At 67.7% G+C, this 22,513-nt stretch carries 18 protein-coding genes; 8 read left to right on the top strand and 10 right to left on the bottom strand.

Features of this window, described 5'->3' with window-relative positions:
* Nucleotides 1–54: 54 nt before the first annotated feature.
* The 3 genes from KY572_RS14410 to KY572_RS14400 form a co-directional block, all read right to left on the bottom strand.
* Nucleotides 55–558, bottom strand: coding sequence for a hypothetical protein (locus KY572_RS14410; RefSeq protein ID WP_224243180.1), 504 nt, complete (start codon nucleotides 556–558; stop codon nucleotides 55–57).
* Nucleotides 559–628: 70 nt separating this feature from the next.
* The gene (locus tag KY572_RS14405) at nucleotides 629–982 is read right to left on the bottom strand and encodes a hypothetical protein (RefSeq protein ID WP_224243179.1); all 354 of its coding nucleotides are present in this window, start codon (nucleotides 980–982) and stop codon (nucleotides 629–631) included.
* A gap of 345 nt (nucleotides 983–1,327) precedes the next feature.
* The gene (locus KY572_RS14400) at nucleotides 1,328–3,112 is read right to left on the bottom strand and encodes a serine/threonine-protein kinase (RefSeq protein ID WP_224243178.1); all 1,785 of its coding nucleotides are present in this window, start codon (nucleotides 3,110–3,112) and stop codon (nucleotides 1,328–1,330) included.
* Nucleotides 3,113–3,300: 188 nt separating this feature from the next.
* Here KY572_RS14400 and KY572_RS14395 point away from each other — a divergent pair, with 188 nt between their 5' ends.
* The 3 genes from KY572_RS14395 to KY572_RS14385 are packed head-to-tail and all read left to right on the top strand — an operon-like array spanning nucleotide 3,301 to nucleotide 5,267.
* Nucleotides 3,301–3,666 (top strand): ArsR/SmtB family transcription factor, encoded by a 366-nt coding sequence (locus KY572_RS14395; RefSeq protein WP_224243177.1) that lies wholly within the window; start codon nucleotides 3,301–3,303, stop codon nucleotides 3,664–3,666.
* Between the two features lie 36 nt (nucleotides 3,667–3,702).
* A complete protein-coding gene (arsB, locus tag KY572_RS14390; RefSeq protein WP_224243176.1) occupies nucleotides 3,703–4,836 on the top strand; it encodes an ACR3 family arsenite efflux transporter in 1,134 nt (377 codons plus the stop codon).
* Nucleotides 4,837–4,865: 29 nt separating this feature from the next.
* Nucleotides 4,866–5,267, top strand: a complete 402-nt coding sequence (locus KY572_RS14385) for an arsenate-mycothiol transferase ArsC (RefSeq protein WP_224243175.1) — start codon at nucleotides 4,866–4,868, stop codon at nucleotides 5,265–5,267.
* A 77-nt stretch (nucleotides 5,268–5,344) separates the two neighbouring features.
* Here the strand turns inward: KY572_RS14385 and KY572_RS14380 are convergent, their stop codons facing one another.
* Nucleotides 5,345–6,457, bottom strand: coding sequence for a hypothetical protein (locus KY572_RS14380; RefSeq protein ID WP_224243174.1), 1,113 nt, complete (start codon nucleotides 6,455–6,457; stop codon nucleotides 5,345–5,347).
* Between the two features lie 148 nt (nucleotides 6,458–6,605).
* Between KY572_RS14380 and gntA the strand changes: the two genes are divergently transcribed.
* From gntA to KY572_RS14365, 3 genes are read left to right on the top strand one after another with little or no spacing between them, the layout of a single operon-like run.
* The gene (gene gntA / locus KY572_RS14375) at nucleotides 6,606–7,373 is read left to right on the top strand and encodes a guanitoxin biosynthesis heme-dependent pre-guanitoxin N-hydroxylase GntA (protein ID WP_224243173.1); all 768 of its coding nucleotides are present in this window, start codon (nucleotides 6,606–6,608) and stop codon (nucleotides 7,371–7,373) included.
* Nucleotides 7,370–7,984, top strand: coding sequence for a DUF1989 domain-containing protein (locus KY572_RS14370; protein ID WP_224243172.1), 615 nt, complete (start codon nucleotides 7,370–7,372; stop codon nucleotides 7,982–7,984). The genes gntA and KY572_RS14370 overlap by 4 nt, the downstream gene beginning before the upstream one ends.
* The gene (locus tag KY572_RS14365; protein WP_224243171.1) at nucleotides 7,981–8,556 is read left to right on the top strand and encodes an SET domain-containing protein-lysine N-methyltransferase; all 576 of its coding nucleotides are present in this window, start codon (nucleotides 7,981–7,983) and stop codon (nucleotides 8,554–8,556) included. The genes KY572_RS14370 and KY572_RS14365 overlap by 4 nt, the downstream gene beginning before the upstream one ends.
* Here KY572_RS14365 and KY572_RS14360 read toward each other — a convergent pair.
* The 4 genes from KY572_RS14360 to KY572_RS14345 form a co-directional block, all read right to left on the bottom strand.
* Entirely contained in the window at nucleotides 8,526–9,542 is a 1,017-nt protein-coding gene (locus KY572_RS14360) for a class I SAM-dependent methyltransferase (RefSeq protein ID WP_224243170.1), read from the bottom strand. The genes KY572_RS14365 and KY572_RS14360 overlap by 31 nt on opposite strands.
* A gap of 80 nt (nucleotides 9,543–9,622) precedes the next feature.
* Nucleotides 9,623–12,646 (bottom strand): hypothetical protein, encoded by a 3,024-nt coding sequence (locus KY572_RS14355; RefSeq protein ID WP_224243169.1) that lies wholly within the window; start codon nucleotides 12,644–12,646, stop codon nucleotides 9,623–9,625.
* A 208-nt stretch (nucleotides 12,647–12,854) separates the two neighbouring features.
* Nucleotides 12,855–14,018: a BMP family lipoprotein gene (locus tag KY572_RS14350; RefSeq protein WP_224243168.1), complete on the bottom strand. Its 1,164-nt coding sequence runs from the start codon at nucleotides 14,016–14,018 to the stop codon at nucleotides 12,855–12,857.
* A gap of 43 nt (nucleotides 14,019–14,061) precedes the next feature.
* Nucleotides 14,062–14,946, bottom strand: coding sequence for a Dyp-type peroxidase (locus KY572_RS14345; protein WP_224243167.1), 885 nt, complete (start codon nucleotides 14,944–14,946; stop codon nucleotides 14,062–14,064).
* Between the two features lie 81 nt (nucleotides 14,947–15,027).
* Between KY572_RS14345 and KY572_RS14340 the strand changes: the two genes are divergently transcribed.
* Nucleotides 15,028–15,978, top strand: coding sequence for a hypothetical protein (locus tag KY572_RS14340; protein ID WP_224243166.1), 951 nt, complete (start codon nucleotides 15,028–15,030; stop codon nucleotides 15,976–15,978).
* 308 nt (nucleotides 15,979–16,286) lie between these two features.
* Here the strand turns inward: KY572_RS14340 and KY572_RS14335 are convergent, their stop codons facing one another.
* Nucleotides 16,287–17,120 carry a serine/threonine-protein kinase gene (locus KY572_RS14335; protein WP_224243165.1) on the bottom strand — a complete coding sequence of 278 codons (834 nt, stop codon included), beginning with the start codon at nucleotides 17,118–17,120 and terminating at the stop codon, nucleotides 16,287–16,289.
* Between the two features lie 176 nt (nucleotides 17,121–17,296).
* Nucleotides 17,297–17,662 (bottom strand): hypothetical protein, encoded by a 366-nt coding sequence (locus tag KY572_RS14330; protein ID WP_224243164.1) that lies wholly within the window; start codon nucleotides 17,660–17,662, stop codon nucleotides 17,297–17,299.
* Nucleotides 17,663–17,726: 64 nt separating this feature from the next.
* Between KY572_RS14330 and KY572_RS14325 the strand changes: the two genes are divergently transcribed.
* Nucleotides 17,727–22,157, top strand: a complete 4,431-nt coding sequence (locus KY572_RS14325) for a zinc-ribbon domain-containing protein (protein WP_224243163.1) — start codon at nucleotides 17,727–17,729, stop codon at nucleotides 22,155–22,157.
* Nucleotides 22,158–22,513: the final 356 nt, after the last annotated feature.

The raw sequence follows: 22,513 nt of genomic DNA, 5'->3' as shown, positions 1-22,513 counted from the left end.
GGCCGCTGGCAGGCGTAGCTGATTCGAGCCGGTTCCGCCACAGCCCGAGGAAGCTCAGCCCCAGGGCTCGGGCCGCGCCCCAGGGCCCCGTTCCCGGAGGACCACGCTCCTGGAGACCCTGGGCCGGCCCTCCAACTCGAGCGCGAAGTGGAACAGCGGCTGCGAGCAGTACCGTGCCCCCTTCACGAGTTCCTCCAGCGGACGGGGATCGGTCCGCACCTGACAGGTGATTCCCGCCACCGTGAAGCGCTGTGTCGTGCGGGACTCCGGCAGCTCCGCCAGCGGGTGCGCCTTGGGCCTGGCTCCGAGCACGAACCGCCTCCGTGACGCCTCGAACCACACTCCTCGCGCGAACAGCTTGAAGTCCGTCAGCATCTCGTCCACATCCCCGCCGAACTCGCATGAGCGGCGGCAGTGCTTCGCCTCGTAGGCGTGCCGCTCCTGGAGCCACGCGGAGTTCTCGACGAGGAACACGCCGGAGTACTCCTCGTCCTCATATTCATAGGGCACATACTCGCCGCGACACACCCGGAGCGAATCAAAGGCCTCGAACGTCACCCGGACCCACTGCTCCCTCTCCTGCGTGGGATAGAGGATGACCGGGGGCCCCTCCCCGTAGGGTACGGAATTAGCCGTTCCGACGCGCCTGGGCCCGGCGCAGCCGCTGCTCCTTCCTCTCCCGCCGTAGCTGGCGCTGCTCGCCACGGCTGAGCGAGGAAGGGCGTCGCCGCCTGGGAATGAGCGGGAGCCGCTGGACGAGCCATACGGCCAGCAGGAGCATCAGGAACACCACCACGAGGCCCTGCACGGGGGCCAACCGCAGCCGCACGGGAATCAGCTCCCTGACCTCGGGGATGAGGAGCAGGGGGAGGGCCACGAGACAGGAGCCGATGATCCATCGGCTCCGAAGGGATACGGGCTGCCCACGGCCCCCCTCTCCCCAGCGCCACCTGGGCTGCTTCTCGTATCCGTCGAGAAGCATCGGCCACACCACCACGGTGGCGACCAGCAGTATCGAGATCACAGCACAGGCCATGTCGCACTCGGACGGAGGGCCGCGGGCCCCCTCCCTGCTCATTGTAGGAGCATGACGAGGACTGCGTCACCTGAGGCCCCCTCGCTCCTGGCTGTGCCACTCGTCCGTGTCGGGCGAGAACTCCGCCGACTGGTATGCTTGTCATACCAGTTCGCAACCAGTCCGGCCGACAGGCAGGGGCCCGGTCCACGAGGAAGGGGGCACCAGCTCGTGTTCCACTTCGAGCCGGAACGCCCCCTGGGTCCCACCTGCCCCGCTCTCTAGTGGCGAGGCTGCGCCTGCCGGCGGCGCTCAGCGCTGCTGGCCTCGCGGCTTGAGCTGCGTCTCCTGCTCCGCCACGGGCCCGGGTGCGGCTCGCGGCGCGACGAGCCGCGTGGTCTCCGCCGCCGCGGCGGGGGACTTGGGCAGCTCGCCCGTGCGCAGCGCTTCCACCTCCTCGGGCGTCGGATCGCTGAGCTCCAGCAGCGCCCGCTCGCGCGCCCACCGGTCCGCGAAGTTCTCGCGCAACCAGGTCGCGAGCTCGACCGCCGGTAGCGCATGCCGGACCTGCTCGAGCCCAAGCAGGAAGGCCCTCGCGTCGGCGAAGCGCTGCTCCGCCTGTGGGTGGAGCGCGGTCTCGAGAACTCCTCGGAGCAGCTGATACGCGGCGGGCGCGTCGCGACGTTCCAGGCTCGGCAGCGCGTTGCCATGAGTCGCCACGTCGGGAAGCTCGCCGAACAGCAGCTCATGGAGCACGCAGCCCAGCGCGAAGAGATCGCCGGACACGGTCGCATCCGCCCCTTCGAGCCGCTCGGGAGGCATGTACGCGGCCTTTCCGATGACGAGCCCTGCCTGCGTGAGCCGCGTGTCGACGGGCGCGGCGGCTCTCGGGGCGGTGCGCTCCTGGGCTTCCCCGGAGCGGTGGGCGATCCCGAAGTCGACCACCTTCACCACGCCATCGAAGGACACGAACAGGTTGTCCGCGCTGATGTCGCGGTGGATGACGCCATGCTCGTGCGCGTAGGCCAGCCCGCGCAGGGCCTGCTGGCCGATCTCGACGATCACCTCGAGCGGCAGCCTGCCTCCCTGGGCGACGCGCCGGAAGAGCTCGAACACGCTCACACCGCTCAGGTACTCCATGACGATGAACCACGCGCCGTCGATCTGCCCGAGATCGTGGACCGAGACGATGTTCGGGTGATGCAGGCGCGCGGAGGTCCGCGCCTCACCGATGAAGCGCTGGACCTGGACGGTCAGGTCCTCCTGCTCGTCCTCGAGCATCCGCTTGAGGACCACCAGCCGATGAAACCCCGCGCGCCCGGTCCGCACCGCCAGCCACACTTCTCCCATGCCGCCCCGGCCGAGCTGGAGCAGCCGGCGGTAGCGATGGATGCCGGTGCCCAGGTCCGCGCCTCGCAGGGAGCGCGCGGTGAGGATGGCCAGCGAGGCGGAGGCGAGCATCAGGAAGGGCAGCCCCACGAGCACGAAGAGCGAGGGCCCCGGGAGCCACCCCAGATCGATGGCGAGCTCACGGCCCAGGAGCGCGAGCGCGACCAGGGCCGCGCCGAGCACCGCCACGGCCATCGCGCCCCGGCGCCTCAGCAGCCGTACCGCCTCCACGGCCCAGAGCCCCGTCACGCAGGTGGCCAGGAGCCAGAACAGCGGCAGGCTCAGGCCCGCGGTGGTCTGCGAGAGCGTCTCCGCGGTCATCCCCGTCGCGGGCAGCCTGAAGAGGGACCAGGACACATCCAGCACGCGAACCCCGCCCAGCACGAGGGCCACCCCCAGCATCACGCGCCTCCACAGCGTGAGCGGCACGTCCAGCAGCGACCAGGCCGCCCGCAGCAGCGTGTAGGGCAGCGGGACCGACGGGAGCACGCCCAGCAGGAGCCAGGGGCGAGTGTCGGAGATCATCGAGCTGGCTTCGTCGCTGGTGAGGCCGGTGGTGAGGCTCAGCACCGCGAACCCGAGGAAGCTCGAGGCGAGCCAGAGCTGAACCCGCTGGGTCCTCACCGCCATCCACGTCACGAAGTGCAGCAGCGCGAGAACGCAGAACGCTCCCGCGAGCGCGAGGTGCAGCACCGTGTAAGGGGTCACGGGCCCGAAGCGTAGTCGGCTTTCCAGGCCCGCGTGAAGCGCCCGCGGCCCGGTGGCCGGAGCCCTCCTTCCGAGCGGAGCCCACCACGGTCACCTCCCCAGGCGCCTGCCCACTCGGGGGCCTGTCACACAACCGTCACGGAGACGGGGCTTGCGGAACCATGACATTCCAATATCGTAATTCCGTCATGTCGGCCGCCATCAAGTCCCTGGATGTCCGCTTCGCCTCCCGGCTCTTCAAGGCGCTGGGGGACGAGACGCGCCTGCGCATGGTCGCGCTGCTCAGCCACGGGGAGCTGTGCGTCTGCCACTTCGAGTCCGCCCTCCAGCTGACGCAATCGAACACCTCCCGCCAGCTCGCCGTGCTGAAGAACGCCGGCGTCGTCGAGGCCCGCCGGGACGCAAGCTGGGTCTACTACCGGCTGGCCCCCCAGCTGGACGAGCTGTGCAAGGCGCAGCTCAAGGCCCTGGTCGCCGCCTTCACCAGGCGCGAGGTGCTCCGCGAGGACGTCGAGCGCCTCCTCAAGAGCCGTGGTCCCAACGCCTGCAAGTAGCACCCGGCCCTCTCCCCTCCTCCCGCCTTCCTTCCCATGACCGCCACCGCCCCTTCCCCCAGCATCGTCAAGAAGCTCTCCGTCATCGACCGGTTCCTGCCGGTGTGGATCTTCGCCGCCATGGGACTGGGAATCGGCCTCGGCCGCGCCTTCCCGGACCTGGGCGCCCGGCTGGACACGGTGAAGCTGGACACCGTCTCGCTGCCCATCGCCATCGGCCTCTTGTGGATGATGTACCCGGTGCTCGCGAAGGTGCGCTACGGAGAGCTGGGCCGGCTGCGCACGCGCGGCAGGCTCTTCACCACCTCGCTGGTGCTCAACTGGGTGGTGGGGCCGGTGCTGATGTTCGCGCTGGCCTGGCTCTTCCTCCCGGACCTGCCGCACTACCGCAATGGCCTGGTGCTCATCGGCCTGGCCCGCTGCATCGCCATGGTCCTCATCTGGAACATGCTGGCTTGCGGCAGCAACGAGGTAGCCGCCGTGCTGGTGGCGCTCAACTCCGTCTTCCAGATCCTCTTCTACTCGGTGCTGGGCTGGCTCTTCCTCACCGTCATCCCGGGCTGGCTCGGCGCGGATGTTACCGCCTTCGACGTGTCCATGGGGAGCATCGCCAGGAGCGTGCTCATCTTCCTGGGCGTGCCGCTGGTGGCTGGCGCGCTGACGCGCATCGGGCTCACCCGCCTCAAGGGCGAGCAGTGGTACGAGCAGCGCTTCCTGCCGCGCCTCGGCCCCACCGCGCTGCTCGGCCTGCTCTACACCATCGTCCTGATGTTCGCGATGCAGGGAGAGAAGATCACCCGCCTGCCGCTGGACGTGGTGCGCATCTCCCTGCCGCTGCTCGTCTACTTCGTCGTCATGTTCACCAGCGCCTTCTTCCTCTCGCGCCGGCTGGGCTTCAGCTACGAGGAGACGGCGTCGCTCTCCTTCACGGCGGCGGGCAACAACTTCGAGCTGGCCATCGCGGTGGCGGTCGGCGTGTTCGGCATGGCCTCGGGGGAGGCGCTGGCGGGCGTGGTCGGTCCGCTCATCGAGGTGCCCGCCCTCATCGCGCTCGTCTACCTCTCGCTGGGGCTCAAGCGTCGGCTCTTCCCTGAAGCCCCTGACGCCGTCCTGCCCCGCCGCTTCGAGGGCCAGGCGCCCCCGTCCGAGCCGGGCAAGGTCTCTCCGTAGCCCCACACCGCTTCCCAGGAGCCATCCTCATGAACACGGTCATCTTCGCCTGCGTGCACAACGCCGGTCGCTCGCAGATGGCGGCGGCCTTCTTCAACGCGCTGGCGGACCCCGCCAAGGCACGTGCCGTGTCCGCGGGCACCCAGCCGGGGGAGCGTGTCCATCCCGAGGTGCAGGCCGCCATGGCCGAGGTGGGCATCGATCTGTCGGGGGCCAGGCCCCAGCGCCTCACGGACGAGCTGGCCCGGGGCGCTCAGTGGCTCATCACCATGGGCTGCGGGGACGCCTGCCCGTATGTGCCTGGGCTGAAGCGTGGCGACTGGCCGCTGGAGGACCCCAAGGGCAAGCCGGTGGAGCGTGTGCGCGAGATTCGCGATGACGTCCGCTCCCGCGTCTCGGCGCTGCTGAAGCAGGAGGGCTGGGACAGATAGTGCGTCCTGCCTGCCAGGCTGGGCTCAGGGTCTTGCCATTCCAAGCTCATTGAATCGCGAGTCATCGTCCCCAAGGCCTAGAACCGCCCCACGACTCCGCCGAGGATTCCTCCGGACGGAGTCGCGGCGACGACGGGCAGCACCTCGAGACTCGTCGCTGGACGGAGCGTGCCCACCGCCGGGGCCGCCTCGGACTCGGCGAAGGCGTTGGACACCTCGTATCCAATGATGGCGCCCACCAGGGGAGCCGTCGCGATGACGAGCACCGACCAGTCGCTCTCGAGCGTGGCCAGGACGAGGCCGCCCATGCCACCCCCCAGCACTCCACCGACGAGCGTTGGCAGGAAGCCTCCGCGGCTGCGAAACAGCACCCCAGCCCCATACACGCCGAGCACGCTGCCCACCGTGAGGCTGGCGAAGGTGACGCTGTTGAGGATGAGCTCATCCCCGGTCGAGATGCACGACTCGCTGATCGGGCAGTTGGAGGCGCCCACGCCGCCGACGAACCCACCCACGGCCCCCGCGGCTCCGCCCACGCTGCCAAACAGAAGCTCGAGCAGCACGCGGCCCACCACCCATGCGTCATCGTCGTAGGTCCTCTGGGGCGAGAGGGAGTGCGAGAGCTGATAGCCCAGCGTCGAGCCCAGGGCCGGCAGCGTCAGCAGCACCGCCAGAGGGAACGCATCGTCCGGATCCGCCTCGCTGATGCCCTCGGCGGAGAGGAGGACGAACTGGCCAACCGCCACTGCACCCCACCCCACCATGCTGCCGGCAAGGGCGGAGACGTACGAGCCCCGCCCTTCCGAGTACCTGCTCGCGAAGTAGGTCCCGGCAGGCACTCCGAAGAGCGCCCCGACGTAGGCCCCCGAGAGCTGAGCTCCGGCACACACCTTCCTCTCACATCCAGCAGGCTGGGCGAGCAGGTGCCCCATCAGCGCGCCTCCCCCTGCTCCCACCAGGCCTCCTCCCATCCCCCCGAGCAGCCCGATCCCCGCGCGCGACAAGAAGCCCGGCTCCTTCCTTCGGGAGGACTCCTGACGGGGAATGAGCTCGCCAGCGTCGTTCGCGGGGACGAGCGGCGGCGTGGACAAGGGCTGACGAGGCGCGTCCGTGGACTCGGGGCTCTGCGAGGCAGAAGCCGGACCCGCCCCAGACAGCACCACCATCAGCAGCACGCAGGCGACCTTCATGGAGCCAAGCTTATGTCGAGCCTGGGAGGTGAGGACTCGCGGACACTCCGCCTGTCGCCTGGGCGACGCCCCGCGAGAACGGCCTCTGTCCCCGCCCGACGAGCCTGCCGCCCCGGGGTTTGCTGGCTACGTTCCGACCCCATCCGCCATGCACACCTGTTCCTCTTCACTGTTCCGGCCTCGTGGTAACGAGCTGCAGCGCGTTCGGCCCGAGCTTGCCTCGCACGCGGGCTCCCTGGACCCGCTCCGGTGTCACGCGGCCATCGGCGAGCTGCTGGGGCGCAAGAACTACCCCTGCGTCCCGGCGCTGCGCTCGTACAAGCTGGAGGAGTTCCTCGTCGGCCTCTACCCCGGAGAGCTGGGCTCGGGGGCCTCGAGCCGGGCCCTGCTGGAGGACCTGCTGTACTTCCGCGAGCAGCAGAAGCAGTCCGGCTCCGCCTACATGACGTTCTGGGCCTTCTTCTCCGGCCAGAGCGAGTTCGACGAGACGGCCTTCGAGGAGCGGCTGTGGCGGGAGATCTCCTATGTCTCCTCGCACCAGGATCCGGCGGCCGGCTGGGACGTGAACTTCAGCGATGATCCGGCCGACCCCAGGTTCTGCCCGAGCTTCGGCGGCGAGGCCTTCTTCATCGTCGGCATGCACCCGAACAGCTCCCGGCTGGCGCGGCGCTTCCCCTTCCCCACGGTGGTCTTCAACCTCTATGACCAGTTCGAGCAGCTCTCCCGCGAGGGCCGCTACGAGTCCACCGTGAAGACCAACCGCGCGCGCGAGCTGAAGTTCCAGGGCTCGCTCAACCCCATGGTCGAGCAGCACGGGGACAAGTGGGAGGCCATCCAGTTCTCGGGCAAGGACAACCCTGCCGAGTGGAAGTGCCCCTTCCAGCACGGGCTCAAGCCGCCGGAGAACCCGTCGTGAGGGTGCTCTCGCCAGCGCCGCTCCAGACCATCCCCGCGCAGACAGGCGTGGCGTTCGAGCTGAAGCGCGGACAGCTGCTGCGCGTGGTGGATCCCCAGGGCGCCCAGGTGTCGGATCTCTTCTGCTTCTCGGCGGCGGACCCGGCCGAGCACTTCTCCGCCAGCCGCTCCATCGACTACGCGGACACGCTCTTTCTCACCACCGGCCACGTCCTCTACTCGAACCGCAGCCAGGCCATGCTGCGCATCGTGGAGGACAGCTGCGGCCGGCATGACCTGCTCATGCCCCCGTGCAGCCTGCGGATGTTCCAGATCGTCGCGGGCAACGAGGACTACCACCCGAGCTGCCACGAGAACCTGGCCCGCAGCCTGGGACGCTTCGGCTTCGGGCCGGACGCCATCGGCACGACGTTCAACATCTTCATGAACGTCTCGGTGGACCCCCGGGGTGCCATCCAGATCGCGCCGCCGCTGTCCCGCGCGGGCGCCTCCGTGCTGCTGCGCGCGGAGATGGATCTCCTCGTCGGGCTGACGGCCTGCTCCCATGAGGGGACCAACGCCGGCGTCTGCAAGCCCATCCAATACCAGGTCCTCGACGAGCCCCGCGCATGAGCTACAAGTCACCGTACGAGCTGGAGAACAGCCACGAGCTCGCTCCCTCCACCTCGGAGAACTACTACCCCATCGAGGTCCGGACCATCTCGGAGGGGTTTCGCGGAGCCTTCTCCACGGAGTTCATCCCCCGGGGCGCCACCATCGCCCGGGACGGTGGCGTGGTCGTCTCGGCGATCGACGACGTGCTGTCGGACAAGAACTACGTGGCGCTCATCGGTGACGGCCTCTGGCTGGCGCCGAGGGACTACGAGCGGCTCGAGCCGATCTTCTTCCTCAACCACAACTGCGCCTCGAACGTGGCGCGCTATGGCGGGCTCGTCTACGTGGCCAAGCGGGACATCGCTCCCGGCGAGGAGCTCACCATCGACTATGCCCCGCTGGTCTCGGGCTTCCGGGACTGGAGCTTCCAGTGCCTCTGCCGCTCGCCGGTATGCCGAGGCACCATCAGCAGCCATGACTGGGAGAACCCCGTCGTCGCCGCGCAGCTCTGGCCGGAGTGGCTCCCCTTCATCCAGAAGAAGATCCAGGCCCGGAGGGCTCAGCTCAAGTCCAGCTCCAGCAGCCCGTAGGCCACGTGCGTGTGGCCTTGCTGGAGCAGCTCCCGCGACAGCTCCGCGTAGGCCGCCTCCACGCCGCGCTCACCGGGTTGGACGGCGTACTGAGAGGAGGCCAGATACCGCAAGGTGTCCGTGACGGGCGCGGGGTTGGGCAGCTCCGGGGCGTCGTAGTCGTGCTGGACGATCGACCACTGGAGGCTCCGTCCCGGGAAGAGCTCGCGGCAGAGCTGGGGCACCTCCCACGTGTCGCGCTCCTGCGAGCCCACCGTCCACGTCAGGAAGCACGCCTTCACGGGCAGGCGGTACGTGTCATGGAAGCGGCGCACGAGCCGGAACGAGGCCAGCTGGAGATCCGCGCCCGTGCGGCCTCCGGCGGAGTTCAAGGCCAGCGCGCCCCGGCGAGGCGAAGGCGCGAAGGGCACGTTGGCCAGGAACAGGACGTTCCCGTCGATGCGCAGGGAGGGCGGGAAGCCCTGGGTCATGTCGTTGAGCAGCGCGGTGAACTGGTCGGGCCCCAGCCCGTTCAGCCGGGCGTTGAGCGAGGCATAGAGGATGGCACGGGCATTGGCATCGCAGGACACCCGCCGCGCCGGGCCCGGGAAGCCGATGGGCGTGTGCCCACAGCCAGCCGCAGGATCGATGACCCAGCTCGCCCAGTCCCGCAGCCCTCGCTGCCGGACGGTGTCGAGGAGCAGCAGCGACTCGTCGGGATCCGGGAAGACACGCATCAGGTGCGAGACCCAGGCGCCATCGGTGATGAAGAGCCTGTCGCCGATGCGGTTCACCTTCACCTGCAGGCGGCCGTCCACGAGCAGCCCCACCTGCTCCAGCGCCTGGAGGCCCGAGACGGTGAAGGGCGTCCGGCTGTCCTCCTTCAGCCACCGCTGGTAGCGCGAGGACTGGAAGAGGCCGTCCAGCTCCTTTCGAAGCTGGGCGAGCAGATCCGGGTTCTGGGAGACATCGAGCCAGAGCAGGTTCAGCCGTTCCGTAGGGAGCATGCCGCGTCTCCCTTAGCAGCCCCCTCCGGCGAGGAGGGGGGCCCGAGCACCGAGCGTCTCAAAGAGAACCTACCGGACTCTCAGTGAATGACGATGGTGGGCGCCTGCGGGCTGGTGAGGAACCCGGGGATGGTCGCGGTGAAGGTGGTGGCCCGCGCCGTGCTCCCGTCGCACGGAGTGCTCGTGTCCACTCCCGCGCCGAGCCCCGAGAGGGTGATGGTGTTGCCCCCCATGGGGCCCTCGACGACCAGGTCCGAGCCGTTCGTGAGGGAGATCTGCCCCACGGAGAGAGAGCCAGGGCCACCCGCCGCGCACGACGGAGGCAGCGAGCCCGCGTCCAGCTCGAGACGCCTCACGATGCCCAGGGTGCTGGGGTTCAGCTGGGCCACGAAGCCACTGCTGAGGCTTCCAACCCACCTGTAGGAGAACTCTTCGGAATAGCCCACCGCGACCCCCGCGCCGTTCGCCACGATGGCCAACACCGGCACGGTCTCCGACTCTCCGAGCGCGGTGCTCGTCGGCGCCGCCGCGCAGGTACCGGAAGCATCCGCCGAGACCTGAGCGAAGAGCCGGTAGAGGGTGACCTGATGCGGATACGGATACGGCTCGTTCACGACGTCCCGCCTGGCCTGGATCGCGTAGTCGCAGCCCGCCCAGGACGCACGAGCCTCACTGACGAGCGGGAGCGCGGACCCGAGGCTCGCGCTCACGAGCTGGAACCGGGGGCTGGAGTAGAAGGTCGACAAGGAGGTGGAGATCGACGGATCATCCTGGAGGTAGGTGCTCAGGATGTGGCCAGGGCCCGCCGCGGCGATGCCACCCCGGACCTGCGGATAGCTCCCATTGTTGGTGGCGGGATCCACTGTGGAGAGCGCGACCTCCGAGTCAGCCTCCAGGGTGCCCAGCGCCGTCACTCGCGTGCCGAGCACCTTGCGCACCCCGCCGCGGGTGCCCTGCCAGCCAATCCAGTAGTCCCTCCCATCGAAGGTCACCTCGGGCCCCATCACGGCCGCCGGGCCCACGGAGATGTCTCCCGAGTCCAGCAAGGCCCCATCGAGGCCGCTCACCCGCCGAGCCCACAGGTTGTCGTCTCCGCCAATCCACGTCACGAGGAACCTGCCCCCCTCGCCCGCCACCGCCGGGAGGCGCTCATTGCCCGGACTCGCGGCCAGGGAGATGGCCGGGCTGTCCAGCACCTGCCGCGTGGAGGCGTTGATGCGGGCGGCCTCGATGTTCTGGTTCCGCTCCCACGTCACCAGGTACTTGCCGTCCGAGTACGCCACACGGCTGTTCTGGCCGCCCTGCGCGAGGAGGAAGCTGCTGGAGTCCACGAGCGTGGCATACGAAGACACTCGAATCCCATACACTCCCGAGACGAACGCGCCGTTGGCGTCATAGCCATACCCTTGCCAGGTGACCAGGTAGTTCGTCCCATCGAAGGCCAGGGCCGGCTCCTCGTGCGGGACCGAGGGAGCCCCTGCGGGCAGGGTGCTGATGCGGAACGGCGTGCTATCGAGCACCGCGCCATCCGAGGCCCGCACACGGGCACCGTAGATGGTGGGAGTCGAATTGTACGAGACCCAGACGACCAGGAAGTTCGTGCCGTCGAAGGCCACCGCCGGATCAAAGTTGGGGCCGGAGCTGCTGTTGATCGTCAGGGGAACGGAGTCCAGCACCTGGCCCGTCGAAGCACTGACGCGGAGGCCCTGCAGGATGAAGCCTCCTCCAGAGACAGGGTGAGACCAGGCCATCAGGTAGACGCCGTTGCCCGCGCCGACCGTGGGCATGTAGTGGGGAACGGTGCTCGGCACCAGGGGGTCCGCCATGCGCTCTGGAGAGACGTGCACCCTGCCCTCCGTGACGAGCCTGGCGCTCACGCGGGGACCCACTGTCGCCGCGTCCGTGGCGTAGGCGGCCAGGTAGCGGCCCGAGTCCATCGCGGCGATGGCTCCGCGGGCCGAGGAGGCCTCGCTCAAGCCGAGCTCCGCGTTGGGAGCAAGCTCGGCCAGCGCGGAGACCCGCGTGCTGAGCGCTCGGGTGACTCCATTCCGCGGGCTGTTCCAGAGGACACGATAGTCAGCCCCGTCCACCGTCACCGAGGGCGGCGCCAGGGCGTTCGTCCCCACCTGGGTGTTCGCGGAGCCCAGCAAGGTATGGTTGTACTTCACCCGCCGCGCCCAGACGTTGCCAGCCTCCAGCCACGTCACCAGGAACTCGCCTCCCTGGCCGGCGACGTCGGGAACCTGCTGATCGGCGGAGGTCGACACGGTGACGGGGCTCGAATGCCCCCGTGTGCGAGCGTTGATGCCGAGCGCCTTGAGGTTCGAGCCTTCCACCCACGTCGCCATGTAGTAGCCGTTCGAGAAGGCGACCCGGGCGGCAGTCGAGGGTGAATAGGAGAAGGAGAGCGGCCACATGTCGAGGTGCGTCACATCCGAGGCGCGGAGGAAGGTCCCGGAGAGCTGGTTGAACAAGTACCCTGGCGCGGGGCTCCAGGCGTAGGACCAGGACACCAGACAATTCGTCCCATTGCAGGCCACGGACGGGGTGGTGTACGCGCGATCATAGTCCGCGGGAAAGCTGGAGATGCTGGCGCGGAAGGACGTGGAGTCGACCAGCGATCCATCCGAGGCATTCACCCGCCTGCCCTGGATGCTGGGCGCTCCACCGCTCTCCGCCCAGACGACCAGGAAGTGGGTGCCGTCGAAGGCCACGGCGGGCTCGGTCTGCGAGGAGGCTCCCGTGGCGATGGGCAGCGGGCTGGAGTCCAGCAACGCTCCATCCGAGGCCCGGACGCGCACGCCCACGATGTCTGGCGAGGAGCCCGTGGCGGTGGAGCTCACCTCCCAGACGACGAGATAGACGCCCTGGCCCTGGGCGACCGCGGGGCGCTGCTGCGTCTCGCCGGACGCCGGAGAGGGGTTGACCTGGATGGAGGAGGAGACCTCCGAGAGCGACTGGATGACCCGCTCTACCTCGGAGGGCAGCGCGCCCTCGGGGCCTCGCGCCTGCGCGGGTTCAACGGAGGAGGGCGAGCCGCAGCCCGCGGACAGCGTCAGGAGAGCACTCAGTGTCAGGAATGGAAGTCGAAGTCTGCAGGTCATGGGGGTACCTCCCGTCAAACCGAGGAGCTGGCTGCCGCTGAAGCGTGCGGGCCAGCTCCGCGCCTGAGCACGAGGTGTGCCAGTGGTCCCCCCTGGCTCATCCAGCCTTCGCGGACGGCTCTCGGGCCCCCTCCCGGCAAGAAGTTGCCGGGGGCGTTTGCCGGCCGGCAAAAACCTGCCGAGGGCTCTCCGCGTCGGCCGCCTGGAGCTAGCGCGGGTCCTTGGGGATCTGGATCTCCCCCGCGATGATCCGAGCCTTCAGCGCCTCCACCTTGCGCAGCGCCTCCTCCTTGCCGGGGAAGTCCAGCCGGACCGGGGCCAGGGCAATGCCGCCCTCCTTCAGCCCCTGGACATGGAGCCCTGCCTGGAAGCGGCCCTGGAGGTGGTCGCGCACGCCCTCGTAGATCGTCAGGTCCACACGCTTCAGCACGGTGGTCAGCATCGCCTTCGGTGCCAGGTGGAACTGATCCGAGTCCACCCCGATGACGAACACCTCCCGTCCCTCGTCCCGCGCCTCCTTGACGGCCTGGATGGCCCCGAGCCCGTCCACGCCGGCCGCGGCGAAGATGACGTCCGTGCTCTTGGCCAGCAGATCCTGTCCCACCTGCTTGCCGAGCGCGAAGTTGGTGAAGCTGCCGGTGTAGTTGGAGATGACGGTGGCCTTCGGGTTGGTCGCGGCCACTCCCGCCCGGAAGCCCGCCTCGTACTGCTTGACGAGTGGAATCTCCATGCCGCCCACGAAGCCGATCCGTCCTCCCTTCGTCGCCAGGCCCGCCAGCGCTCCGGCCAGGTAGCAGCCCTCCTCGGCGCGATAGATGACCGAGCGCACGTTGGGCAGCGTGTACGGCTCGTTCCGCGCGTTGATCAGCGGGCTGTCCACGAAGAGGAACCGCTTGCCGGGGTGGCGCTGCGCCACCGTCTCCACCGCGTTCTCCAGCATGAAGCCCACGGCGACGATGAGCGACACGTTCTGCTCCACCATCAGCTGCAGGTTGGGCTCGTAGTCCTCCGCCACCCGGCTCTGCACGATGGACGGAGTGATGCCCAGCGGGGTGATGGGCGGCTGGTGCCGCGCCAGCTCCGGCCCGAGCGAGGACTGCAACTCCTCCGGCGACGCATCCTTATAAGCGTTCTGCTCGTACTTCAGGCCCGCGCCCCAGAGCTCCAGCCCGCGCAGCGCCGAGTCGTTGAAGGATTGGTCGCCGCGGCCCCCCAGCCCCAGCACGAGCCCGATCCGGGGCTTCTCCGCGGGGGTGGCCGATGCCGTCGCCGCCGGAGCCGGCTTCGGCGCGGCGGGTGGCTCCTCCTTCTGGCTCTTGCAAGCCGGCAGCATGGAGAGCACGAGCGCGAGGGACAGGTGTCTGGCGGTCATTCGCTCTCTCTAGCACTCCTGGGTCGGATGCCCACCGGGCACGTCAGCCAACGCCGAGCAGCGCGAGGTCCAGGCGACCGTTCTCCACCGGTGGGCACCAGTAGTAGCCGCCGGTGACGGGCCGCGAGAACGTGAAGAGCCCATCCACGATGCCGTCCTCGGAGCCCACCATCCGGCGCATCATGATCTCGAAACGATCGAGGGACTCGACCTGGGCGATGAACTCGAGCCCCTCCTGCGTGGCCGTCGCCCAGGGCATGGAGCGGCGGACCATGAAGGCGGGGGGCTCGAAGCTCTCCTGCGCCGTCCGCTTCACGTGCGCGGACTCTGGCGCCTCTTCGATCTCGTCGTTCGAGTCGGCGCGCCGGCCGATCAGCATCTCGCGCCGCTCCTCGCTGAAGCGGCGGAAGCGCGCGAGGTCATGCACCCACCGCTGGACGACGACGAAGCTCGAGCCACGCAGGTGCTCGCCCTTGGACACGATCGCCGACTGGACCGCGAGCTCGCCCTGGGGGTTCTCGGTCCCGTCCTCGAAGCGCGTCAGGTCGCGGCCCTCCCGGTAGGTGAAGGTGTCGTTCGAGTCGACGAGGAGGAAGGCATCGGCGACGAGCTCGCGGATGTGCTGGGTCAGATCGAACACGGCGCCGCGATCGGGACCGCGCAGCAGGAAGCAGAGCGCCTCCTGTGTCGACGGGACGCTGCAGGCCGGACCGGACATGGCTGGAAACGTCCGCAGCCCGGGAATCGACTTCCCGAGCGCCAGCACCACCGGCTCGCCAATGCCGATGACGCCGCAATCCATGGAGATGCCATCGCGGAGACGGCGCAGTGCCCCGAGCACGTCCGTCTCGGGTGCGATACGGAAGGTGAGGGTACGGCCTACCTGGGGACGGTCGGCAAGGACTGAAGGTTGTGCGTTCTCGAGCATGGGTGCGCGATTATCGTAGATGAAGACCGCAGTGGAGGGGAGCGCTCCATCTCCGGATCGCTCCATGCGCCGAGGGCTGCCATGAAGTGCAAGGTCTGCAACATGCCGTTGAACCACAAGGGGCAGTGCCTCAACGAGAGCTGCTCCGAGTGCCCGAAGTGCGCGAAGCACCAGCTCCCGTTCAAGGTCGGCAGCAGGTGCGCGAAGTGCATCGAGGAGGATCGCAAGGCGAACGAAGAGAATGAGCGCCAGGAGGCCTCCTTCCATGCGAACGCACTCCTGAACTTCGTGACGCATGGCTCGACCTGGCTGAATGGTCAGGCGATCCGCCTCGACATGCCCGGCAACACGGGCGACGCGGGCGACGGCCGGCTCAAGGTCCTCCAGCGCGAGTACCCCTGGACGAAGCTGGAGGGGGAGGATCGCTTCAGGAAGGTGCGCTTCTCCTACGCGCAGCAGCACAAGACGGCGCGCTTCGATCTCGACGCCAACGGCGCCAAGAAGTGCTTCTTCCTGCCATGGCGCTCGGACTGCTTCTTCTCCATGAAGCTGGATCTCCAGTCGGATCTCTTCATCACCGCCGCCATGAACGGGTGCTGCGTGATGATCGCCGGCCCACGGGCGACTCCCACGGTGTTCCACGTGAACTTCAAGGAGGTCATCCCCGACGTGAACTCCTCGGACCTCCGGACGATCAAGCAGCAGCAGAACCCGGAGTACACCCGGCAGTACACCGCCGCGCGCGAGCTGCTCCAGCAGCGCGGGCTGCTCGGCAAGGACGTCACCGTCTTCGATCCGGCGTTCTACATGTCCCTCAACGCCAGCAACCGGGGCGTGGTCTGGGGCCTGCGCGACAGCTCGAACAACTGGACCTTCTACTACCAGATGGACGTGGTGACGGAGCTGCAGGAGGCCTGGAAGTTCCCCCTCATCGGCATCGAGTGGGGCAAGAAGGGGGACTGGACGGGCTCGAGACCCAAGAAGCAGGTCTCGCTCTCCAACGAGCTCTGGCCCGAGCGGAAGGACCCCTGAGCCGGCGGGGGTGGTGGGGCCGGGTGGCTGACTGGAGCCGTAGACGACCGGCGCGGTCCGCACGGCGAAGATGTCCAATGAAGACGTGAGACTCGCGGCGCTTCTATTCGGCGGGCGCCGCGGCCTGCCGCTTCGCCTCCGCCGCGCGGCGTCGCGGATGGGGCTGTGCGACAGGGTGAAGTACACCTCCTCGGCGAAGCCGCGGCGGTTGGGCAGGAAGAGCTGGTTCTCATACCAGGTGGCCTCTCCGGCCAGTACTGCCGCCGCCGCCGCCGCCACGACGAGCCGAACTCGCCTGCTTCCCGTGCTCACGACAGGCGCAGGCACAGCAGGCGCAGAACCCACGTGCGCAGCACCGGCTCGATGCGCCCCTTTCTCCGCAGCGCGGCAGGAAGCATCACGGAGTCCACGTGCCACAGCCCGTGCTCGTCCCTCCGGGGTGCGCTCAGCTCCGGGTACTCGCCGGTGACGAGCCGGCACGCCGTCACGCCCAGCGCGAAGAGGTCATCGGCCGCTCGAGCGCGGTACTGCACCGAGCGGGCACGGTTGAACTCCACGCACCACGCCTCCGGGGAGCGGTAGGCGGGAGTGCCTGGGTGCACGGTAGGTGGCGTGAGCGTGGTGGCACCCGGGTAGTGGCACGTTCCGAAGTCCGTGAGCAGCGCTCGGCCATCCGCGTAGCGCACCAGGATGTTGTCACCCTTGATGTCCCGGTGGACGGCACCGTGGGCGTGAAGCTCATGGAGGGCTCGGGCGAGCTGAGCCAGCATCCGCCGCACTTGCGGAGATGCACGCGGATACAACGCCTGCTCGTAGAGAGGCGCTCCGTCCACCCAATCCATGGCGAGGAACGGATGGAGCGCGCCGCCCGGCACCTGCCACGCTCCGGAGTCCCACAGGCGCGGAATGCTCGGGTGGCGCAGGCGTGACAGCAGCTCCGCCTCGCGCGTGAAGCGGGGATCTTCCGGGAACAGGGCCAGCTTGAGTGCCACGGCGGGTGCCTGCTCCTGGCCCACCTGGACCGCGCGATAGACGGCACCGTGGACGCCGCGACCGGCCCAGGCCACCACGCGCCAGAGCCCCACCACCGTGCCTGCGGGAAGCAGGGCTGGGTGCAGCTCGAAGTCAGGCGCGCGCTCCATGCTGGGGCCTCGTGAGAGGAAGCCGGCTGCGCTCCCGGGGACCCGCGCAGCCTACTCCATGAGTAGGCTCCTCAAAAAGAACGTGGGCCTCGCCGTCCGCATCCGGTGACGGCGCTGCCCGTGTCCCTCTTCCAGTCCTCGCGGCTCAGGCCGCGGACCATGCTCCACCGCCGCCTCTACCCCTGCATCGCCTTCAGCGCCTGGAGCAGCTGGTCCACCTTCTCCATGGGAACGCCCGTGAAGTCGAGCACCGCCGAGCCCTTGTCGTTGCGCGCCAGGACCTTCACGCGCGTGCCCTTGCCCTTGGGGAACTGGACCGCGACCGCCTGCCGGTACTGCTCGGCCCGCGCCTCTGCCTCCGGCGGCAGGAGCTTGCTGGAGGTCGGCTTGCGCTTGAGCTTCAGCGCCTGGCGCATCTGCTCCACGCGGCACTCCTTGAAGGGCCTCGTCGTCACCCGCCCCTTCTCATCCGGCACGTCGATGAGCGCCTCGCCCGGCTGCTCGTGGTTGAGCTGCAGGCCCGCCGCCTGCTTGTACGTCAACCCGCCCTCCATAGGCTACTTCTGCAGTGTCTTGCTATCGTGGGTTCCTCAGTGGGGAGAGCACATGTCAGACGCCGTCCAGAATAAAGCAGTGAATAACGCGCAGTCCCCTGCCGCCCCTCAGGAATCGGCGTCTGCGGCAGCCGTGCTGGACCTTCCATGGCGGGAGGTACTCGGCTCTCTTCCCGCGCGGATCATCAGCACGCTAGAGCAAGCGGGAGTACACACCGTCCGCGACGTGCTGGCATGGGAGCAGGGCAAAACCGAACCTGTCCGCAACTTCGGGAGGACCTCGCGACAAACACTCCGCACCGCGCTCGAGAGTCTCAGGCTGAACGAAATGGAGGGCGAAGCGGCCCATCAGAGGTACGAGCGACACATCAGTCTCGAGCAGCAGTTAGCGGCCAGGGATATCTCGCTGGAGACAGCATGGACGGAGGCTCTGCCAAAGCTTTCCACCCGAATCCGAGGAGCGCTCAAGAACGCAGGAGTAACGACGCTCGGCCAAGTGCTCAACTGGGCCAAGAATGAGAGTCTGAACGGGAAGCTCGCCAACTTCGGCCGCCAGTCGCGGCACGAACTTCTCTCCGCCCTTGAGCGGCTCGCGAGTGAAGGCATGCCCGACATGCTGAGCAAACTCGCGGGGCTGCTCGAGAATCCGGATGCGCTGCTGGAACGGGGATTGGGCACCCTGACGCCGAACCAGCGTCGCGCCACCGTTGCCCACTTCCTCGAAGGCAGGACACTTGAGGACGTGGGAGCCGAGATGGATGTGACTCGCGAGCGCGTCCGCCAGATTGTCACCAAGGGGATGGAAAGCCTGCGCGAGCAGTGGGGGAGCGCCTTCCGCCGGGCCCTTGCCCCCGTGATGGAGGAACTCACGCGGACGGGCGGCCTAGTCCATGCTGATGCATTCGCGTCCTATCCTCATCTCACGCTTCCACGGGCCAGACTCATGGTCTCCGTCGCGGGAGTGGAGAACGTGGAACTCCGGGCAGACGAGTTCCTGGCCCGGGAGACCCTGCCCAAATTCAAGACGCTGCAACGCCTCTTGCACGCGCGGATGCGTACGCGCGCACACAGCGGCGTGAGCACGGCGGAACTGGCCGGATGGATAACCGAGTGCGCTTCGCTGCACGTTTCCGCGGATGTGGCCGCGAAGCTGGCCAACAAACTACTCCCCCTCGAACAACTGCCGGACGGTCATTTCCGGCTGACGAACACTCCCTTCCACGAACGCCTGAGCGAGTTCCTTGCCCTGGCAAAGCGTCCTCTGCACGTGCGGGAGATTGCCCCACGCTTCGCAGCGGAGCTAAGGATTGAAATGACTGCGGACGAAATCGAAGGAGATTGGACGGAAGCGGAGAGTCTCCCGCGAGCCTTCGCGGCGCTGTATCGCTCGCCCGACATCCTGATCTGGGACAAGGGCACTTTCGCACATCGAAGTCTCCTGACGCTGTCCGACAGTGCATGGGAGCACCTCGTGGTATGGTGCACAGAGCGGGCGAAAAACCAGACCGAGCAGTTGTCCACGGTGACACTCCTTGCCGAGATGCGGCAGGCGGGCCTGGAAACCGGGAACCTCAACCCCTATGCGTTGCGTACGCTCCTCGGTCGCACTCCCGGGTTTAAAGGCCTGCGGAAGAACTGGATCGCCTGGGCCGACTCATTCCGGCAGGAGACGCTCTCTCTGGCGCACCGATACCCGGAGATCGCTCGTGAGTGGCACCCGACACACAACGGGAAGCATACCCCCGCAGACGTATACGCCACGGCAATGAGGAAGTACTGGTGGCTTTGCCCGAACGACAGCACTCACGAGTACCAAGCCTTTATCGGCAACCGCACCTTGCAGGGCGTAGGCTGCCCCAGGTGCAATCGCGGCTGGACTGTGGATAACATCCGCCACTTCGTGGCATCGCTCACCGAGCACCTCGACACGTTCTCACCCGCCGAGCTCTACCTCCTCTTCCAGCAAAACGGCTTGTTGCGAGTGCAGGGAAGCGCCAAGGCTTTCGCGAAGGCTCTCACGACGGGGCGCTTCCCACGCGCTGAGTTGGAAAAGTTCATCCGAGGAGAGGCGTCGCTCGCCGACGGATTCCTCAATGGCTCGGTAGAAGCCCTCGACAAGACGCATACTGCAAACGCGTCAGGCACGGAGGATTCCGAGCCAACCGTGGAGGAACTGGGAGAGGTACGGCCGGAGGACATCCCAGGCGAGGTGGAGTTCCCGCTCGTCCACACCAAGGCCGTGCTGAGCTCGCTTGAGAGCAAGCTGCTCTCGAGTGCGGACGAAGAGGCGGTGCAGTTCCTCGTCGCTTCCGGACTCGCCAAGCTGTGGAAGCACGCATTCGTGGATGAAGCGGCCGCCCTCCGGGAAGCGGAGGAGTACACGGGCGGAAGCATCTACGCCACCGAGGTGCGGGAGCACTTTCTTCGTGAGTATCGGGAGGCGCGGAGCCTCAAGATCCCCGATGGCTATGCGTTCACGGTCAACGGAGTGTCCACGCCGCCGAACCTCATGCAGCGCTTCGTCGCAACCCGTGTTCGGGACAAGCGCCGGGTCGGCAACTGGTCGGGAACGGGCGCTGGGAAAACGCTCTCGGCCATCCTCGCCAGCCGCGTTGTTGGCGCACGATTCACCGTCATCTGCTGCCCCAATGCGGTGGTCGCGGGCTGGGAGAACGCGATCCGGCAGAGCTTTCCCGACAGCCTCATAGCCACCGGCGGATTCACGCCCAACTGGAAGTCTCTGGCGGGCGATGAGACGGGAATGACGGGGAATGCGGGGCGCCCACGCTACCTGATACTGAACTACGAGAAGCTGCAGCAGCCTGCGTCAGACAAGCACGTGGCTGCACTGGTCGAACGGGAAGAGATCGACTTCGTCATCATCGACGAGGTCCACTTTGCCAAGCAACGCAACTCCGAGGAGATGTCACTGCGCAAGCAGCGGCTGGCACGGCTACTCGCTCAAGCCTCGGCGCGGAATACCGGACTTCACGTCCTCGGCATGTCGGCAACGCCCGTCATCAACAACCTGCAGGAGGGACGCAGCCTTGTAGAGCTCATCACGGGGCTGGAACATGACGACCTCAGGATCCAGCCCACAGTCTCGAACTGCATGGCGCTGCACCAGCGGCTCGTCACACTAGGGACGCGCTGGCTGCCGGCGTATGACTTGGAGTGCATAGAGGAGGTCGTGAGTGTGGACTGCGCTCCACTGCTGGACGAACTGCGCGCACTGGAACAGACGAAAGGACCGCTCGCTCTGGAACAACTGCTTACGCGTGCACGTCTCGGGGTGATTCTCCAACACGTGAGCCGCGGGACGCTCATCTACACCCACCTAATCGACGGCATCGGCGAGACGCTGCGTGTCGCGTTGGAGAAGGCCCACCTGCGGGTGGGCTTCTACACGGGGGAGGATAAGAGCGGGCTTGAGCAGTTCCTACGGGGAGAGGTGGACGTGCTAATCGGCACCGCCGCTATCGGCACGGGAGTGGATGGGCTTCAGGCGGTGTGCAGCCGGCTGATCATCAACGTGTTGCCGTGGACCCACGCCGAGTACGAGCAGCTCAAGGGCCGCTTGTATCGCCAAGGGCAGCGCGACCGGAAGGTGACCATCGTGCTACCTCTCACCTATGCCGACCTCCCAGGTGGCCGCTGGTCCTGGTGCGAATCGAAGATGGAGCGGCTCCGCTTCAAGAAGTCGATTGCCGATGCAGCGGTGGACGGCGTCGTGCCCGAGGGGCATCTGCGCACCCCGGAGCAGGCCTACCGGGATGTGATGAGCTGGCTTCAGCGGCTTGAGCAGGGAGAGACGGTGGAGGTGGCACGGATGCAGTTGATGGTTCCTCTCCCCCTAGGCGGACCTGTGGACGTTGCCCGGCGAGCCTCTTATGGGGACTTCTCTCAGATGAACAACCGCTGGAATGCCACGCACAGCGCTACGACGCATGCGCGGCTCGCCGAGAATCCGGAGGAGTGGGCGCAGTATCACACGCTCTACCGCGCTGCCCGAGCCGACTGGATGGTGGTGCCCTATCAGGAAATGATCCGCTTCCTCTTGGAGCGGCAGGGGCGCGTCATCGGTGACTTTGGCTGTGGGGAGGCGGAATTGGCGCGGGCACTCCAGGGGCGCCATACCGTGCACAGCTTCGATCACGTGGCTGCGAACCCCGGCGTCGTAGCGGCCGACCTAGCCCATGTTCCGCTTGCCGATGGCGTACTCGACGTGGCGGTCTTCTCGCTATCCCTCATGGGGGCGAACTTTACTGAGTATCTACGAGAGGCCCACCGGGCGCTCCGCGTTGATGGCCAACTCCACATCTGGGAGGCAACCTCGCGCTTTAGAGATCTCCAAGAATTCCAGCGCGGCATTGGGCGGTTAGGGTTCGAGGCAGTGCACGCGGAGAGCCGCTGGAAGTTCACATACATCCGTGCGTCCAAGTCTGCGCGTGCGCCGGACCCGGACTTCCAGATGAGCTTCTAGCCCTGCCTGAACGTACATGTTCACTTTCGAGCCGGAGCCCGAGCAGGTGTAGGGCAACGCTGGGGCGCTCTGTACCTCAACAACCATCCACGGGGGCGGCAAGCTCTCGCCGGGGAGCCAGCGCCCTCCTGCAACCTCTTGCCGTCATGGGCCCCGCGCGCAGCCCACAGCGACCGGGGGGCCTCCGGCACGTCATGTACAGGCGCAGTGCTGGCCCCCACGCTCCAGCGGCGACGAGTTCCTCGGCTTGACGGGAGGTACTTCCAGGAATCGTAGACTCCGACCTCCACTTCTCGCACTGAGTGCTCCCTTGAAGCGCTCCGCAGACTGCGACGCACCGCCCCCGTTGAAGCTCA

This window comes from Hyalangium gracile (assembly GCF_020103725.1).
GTDB classification, from domain to species: domain Bacteria; phylum Myxococcota; class Myxococcia; order Myxococcales; family Myxococcaceae; genus Hyalangium; species Hyalangium gracile.
This window is presented reverse-complemented; position numbering and strand designations above follow the sequence as displayed.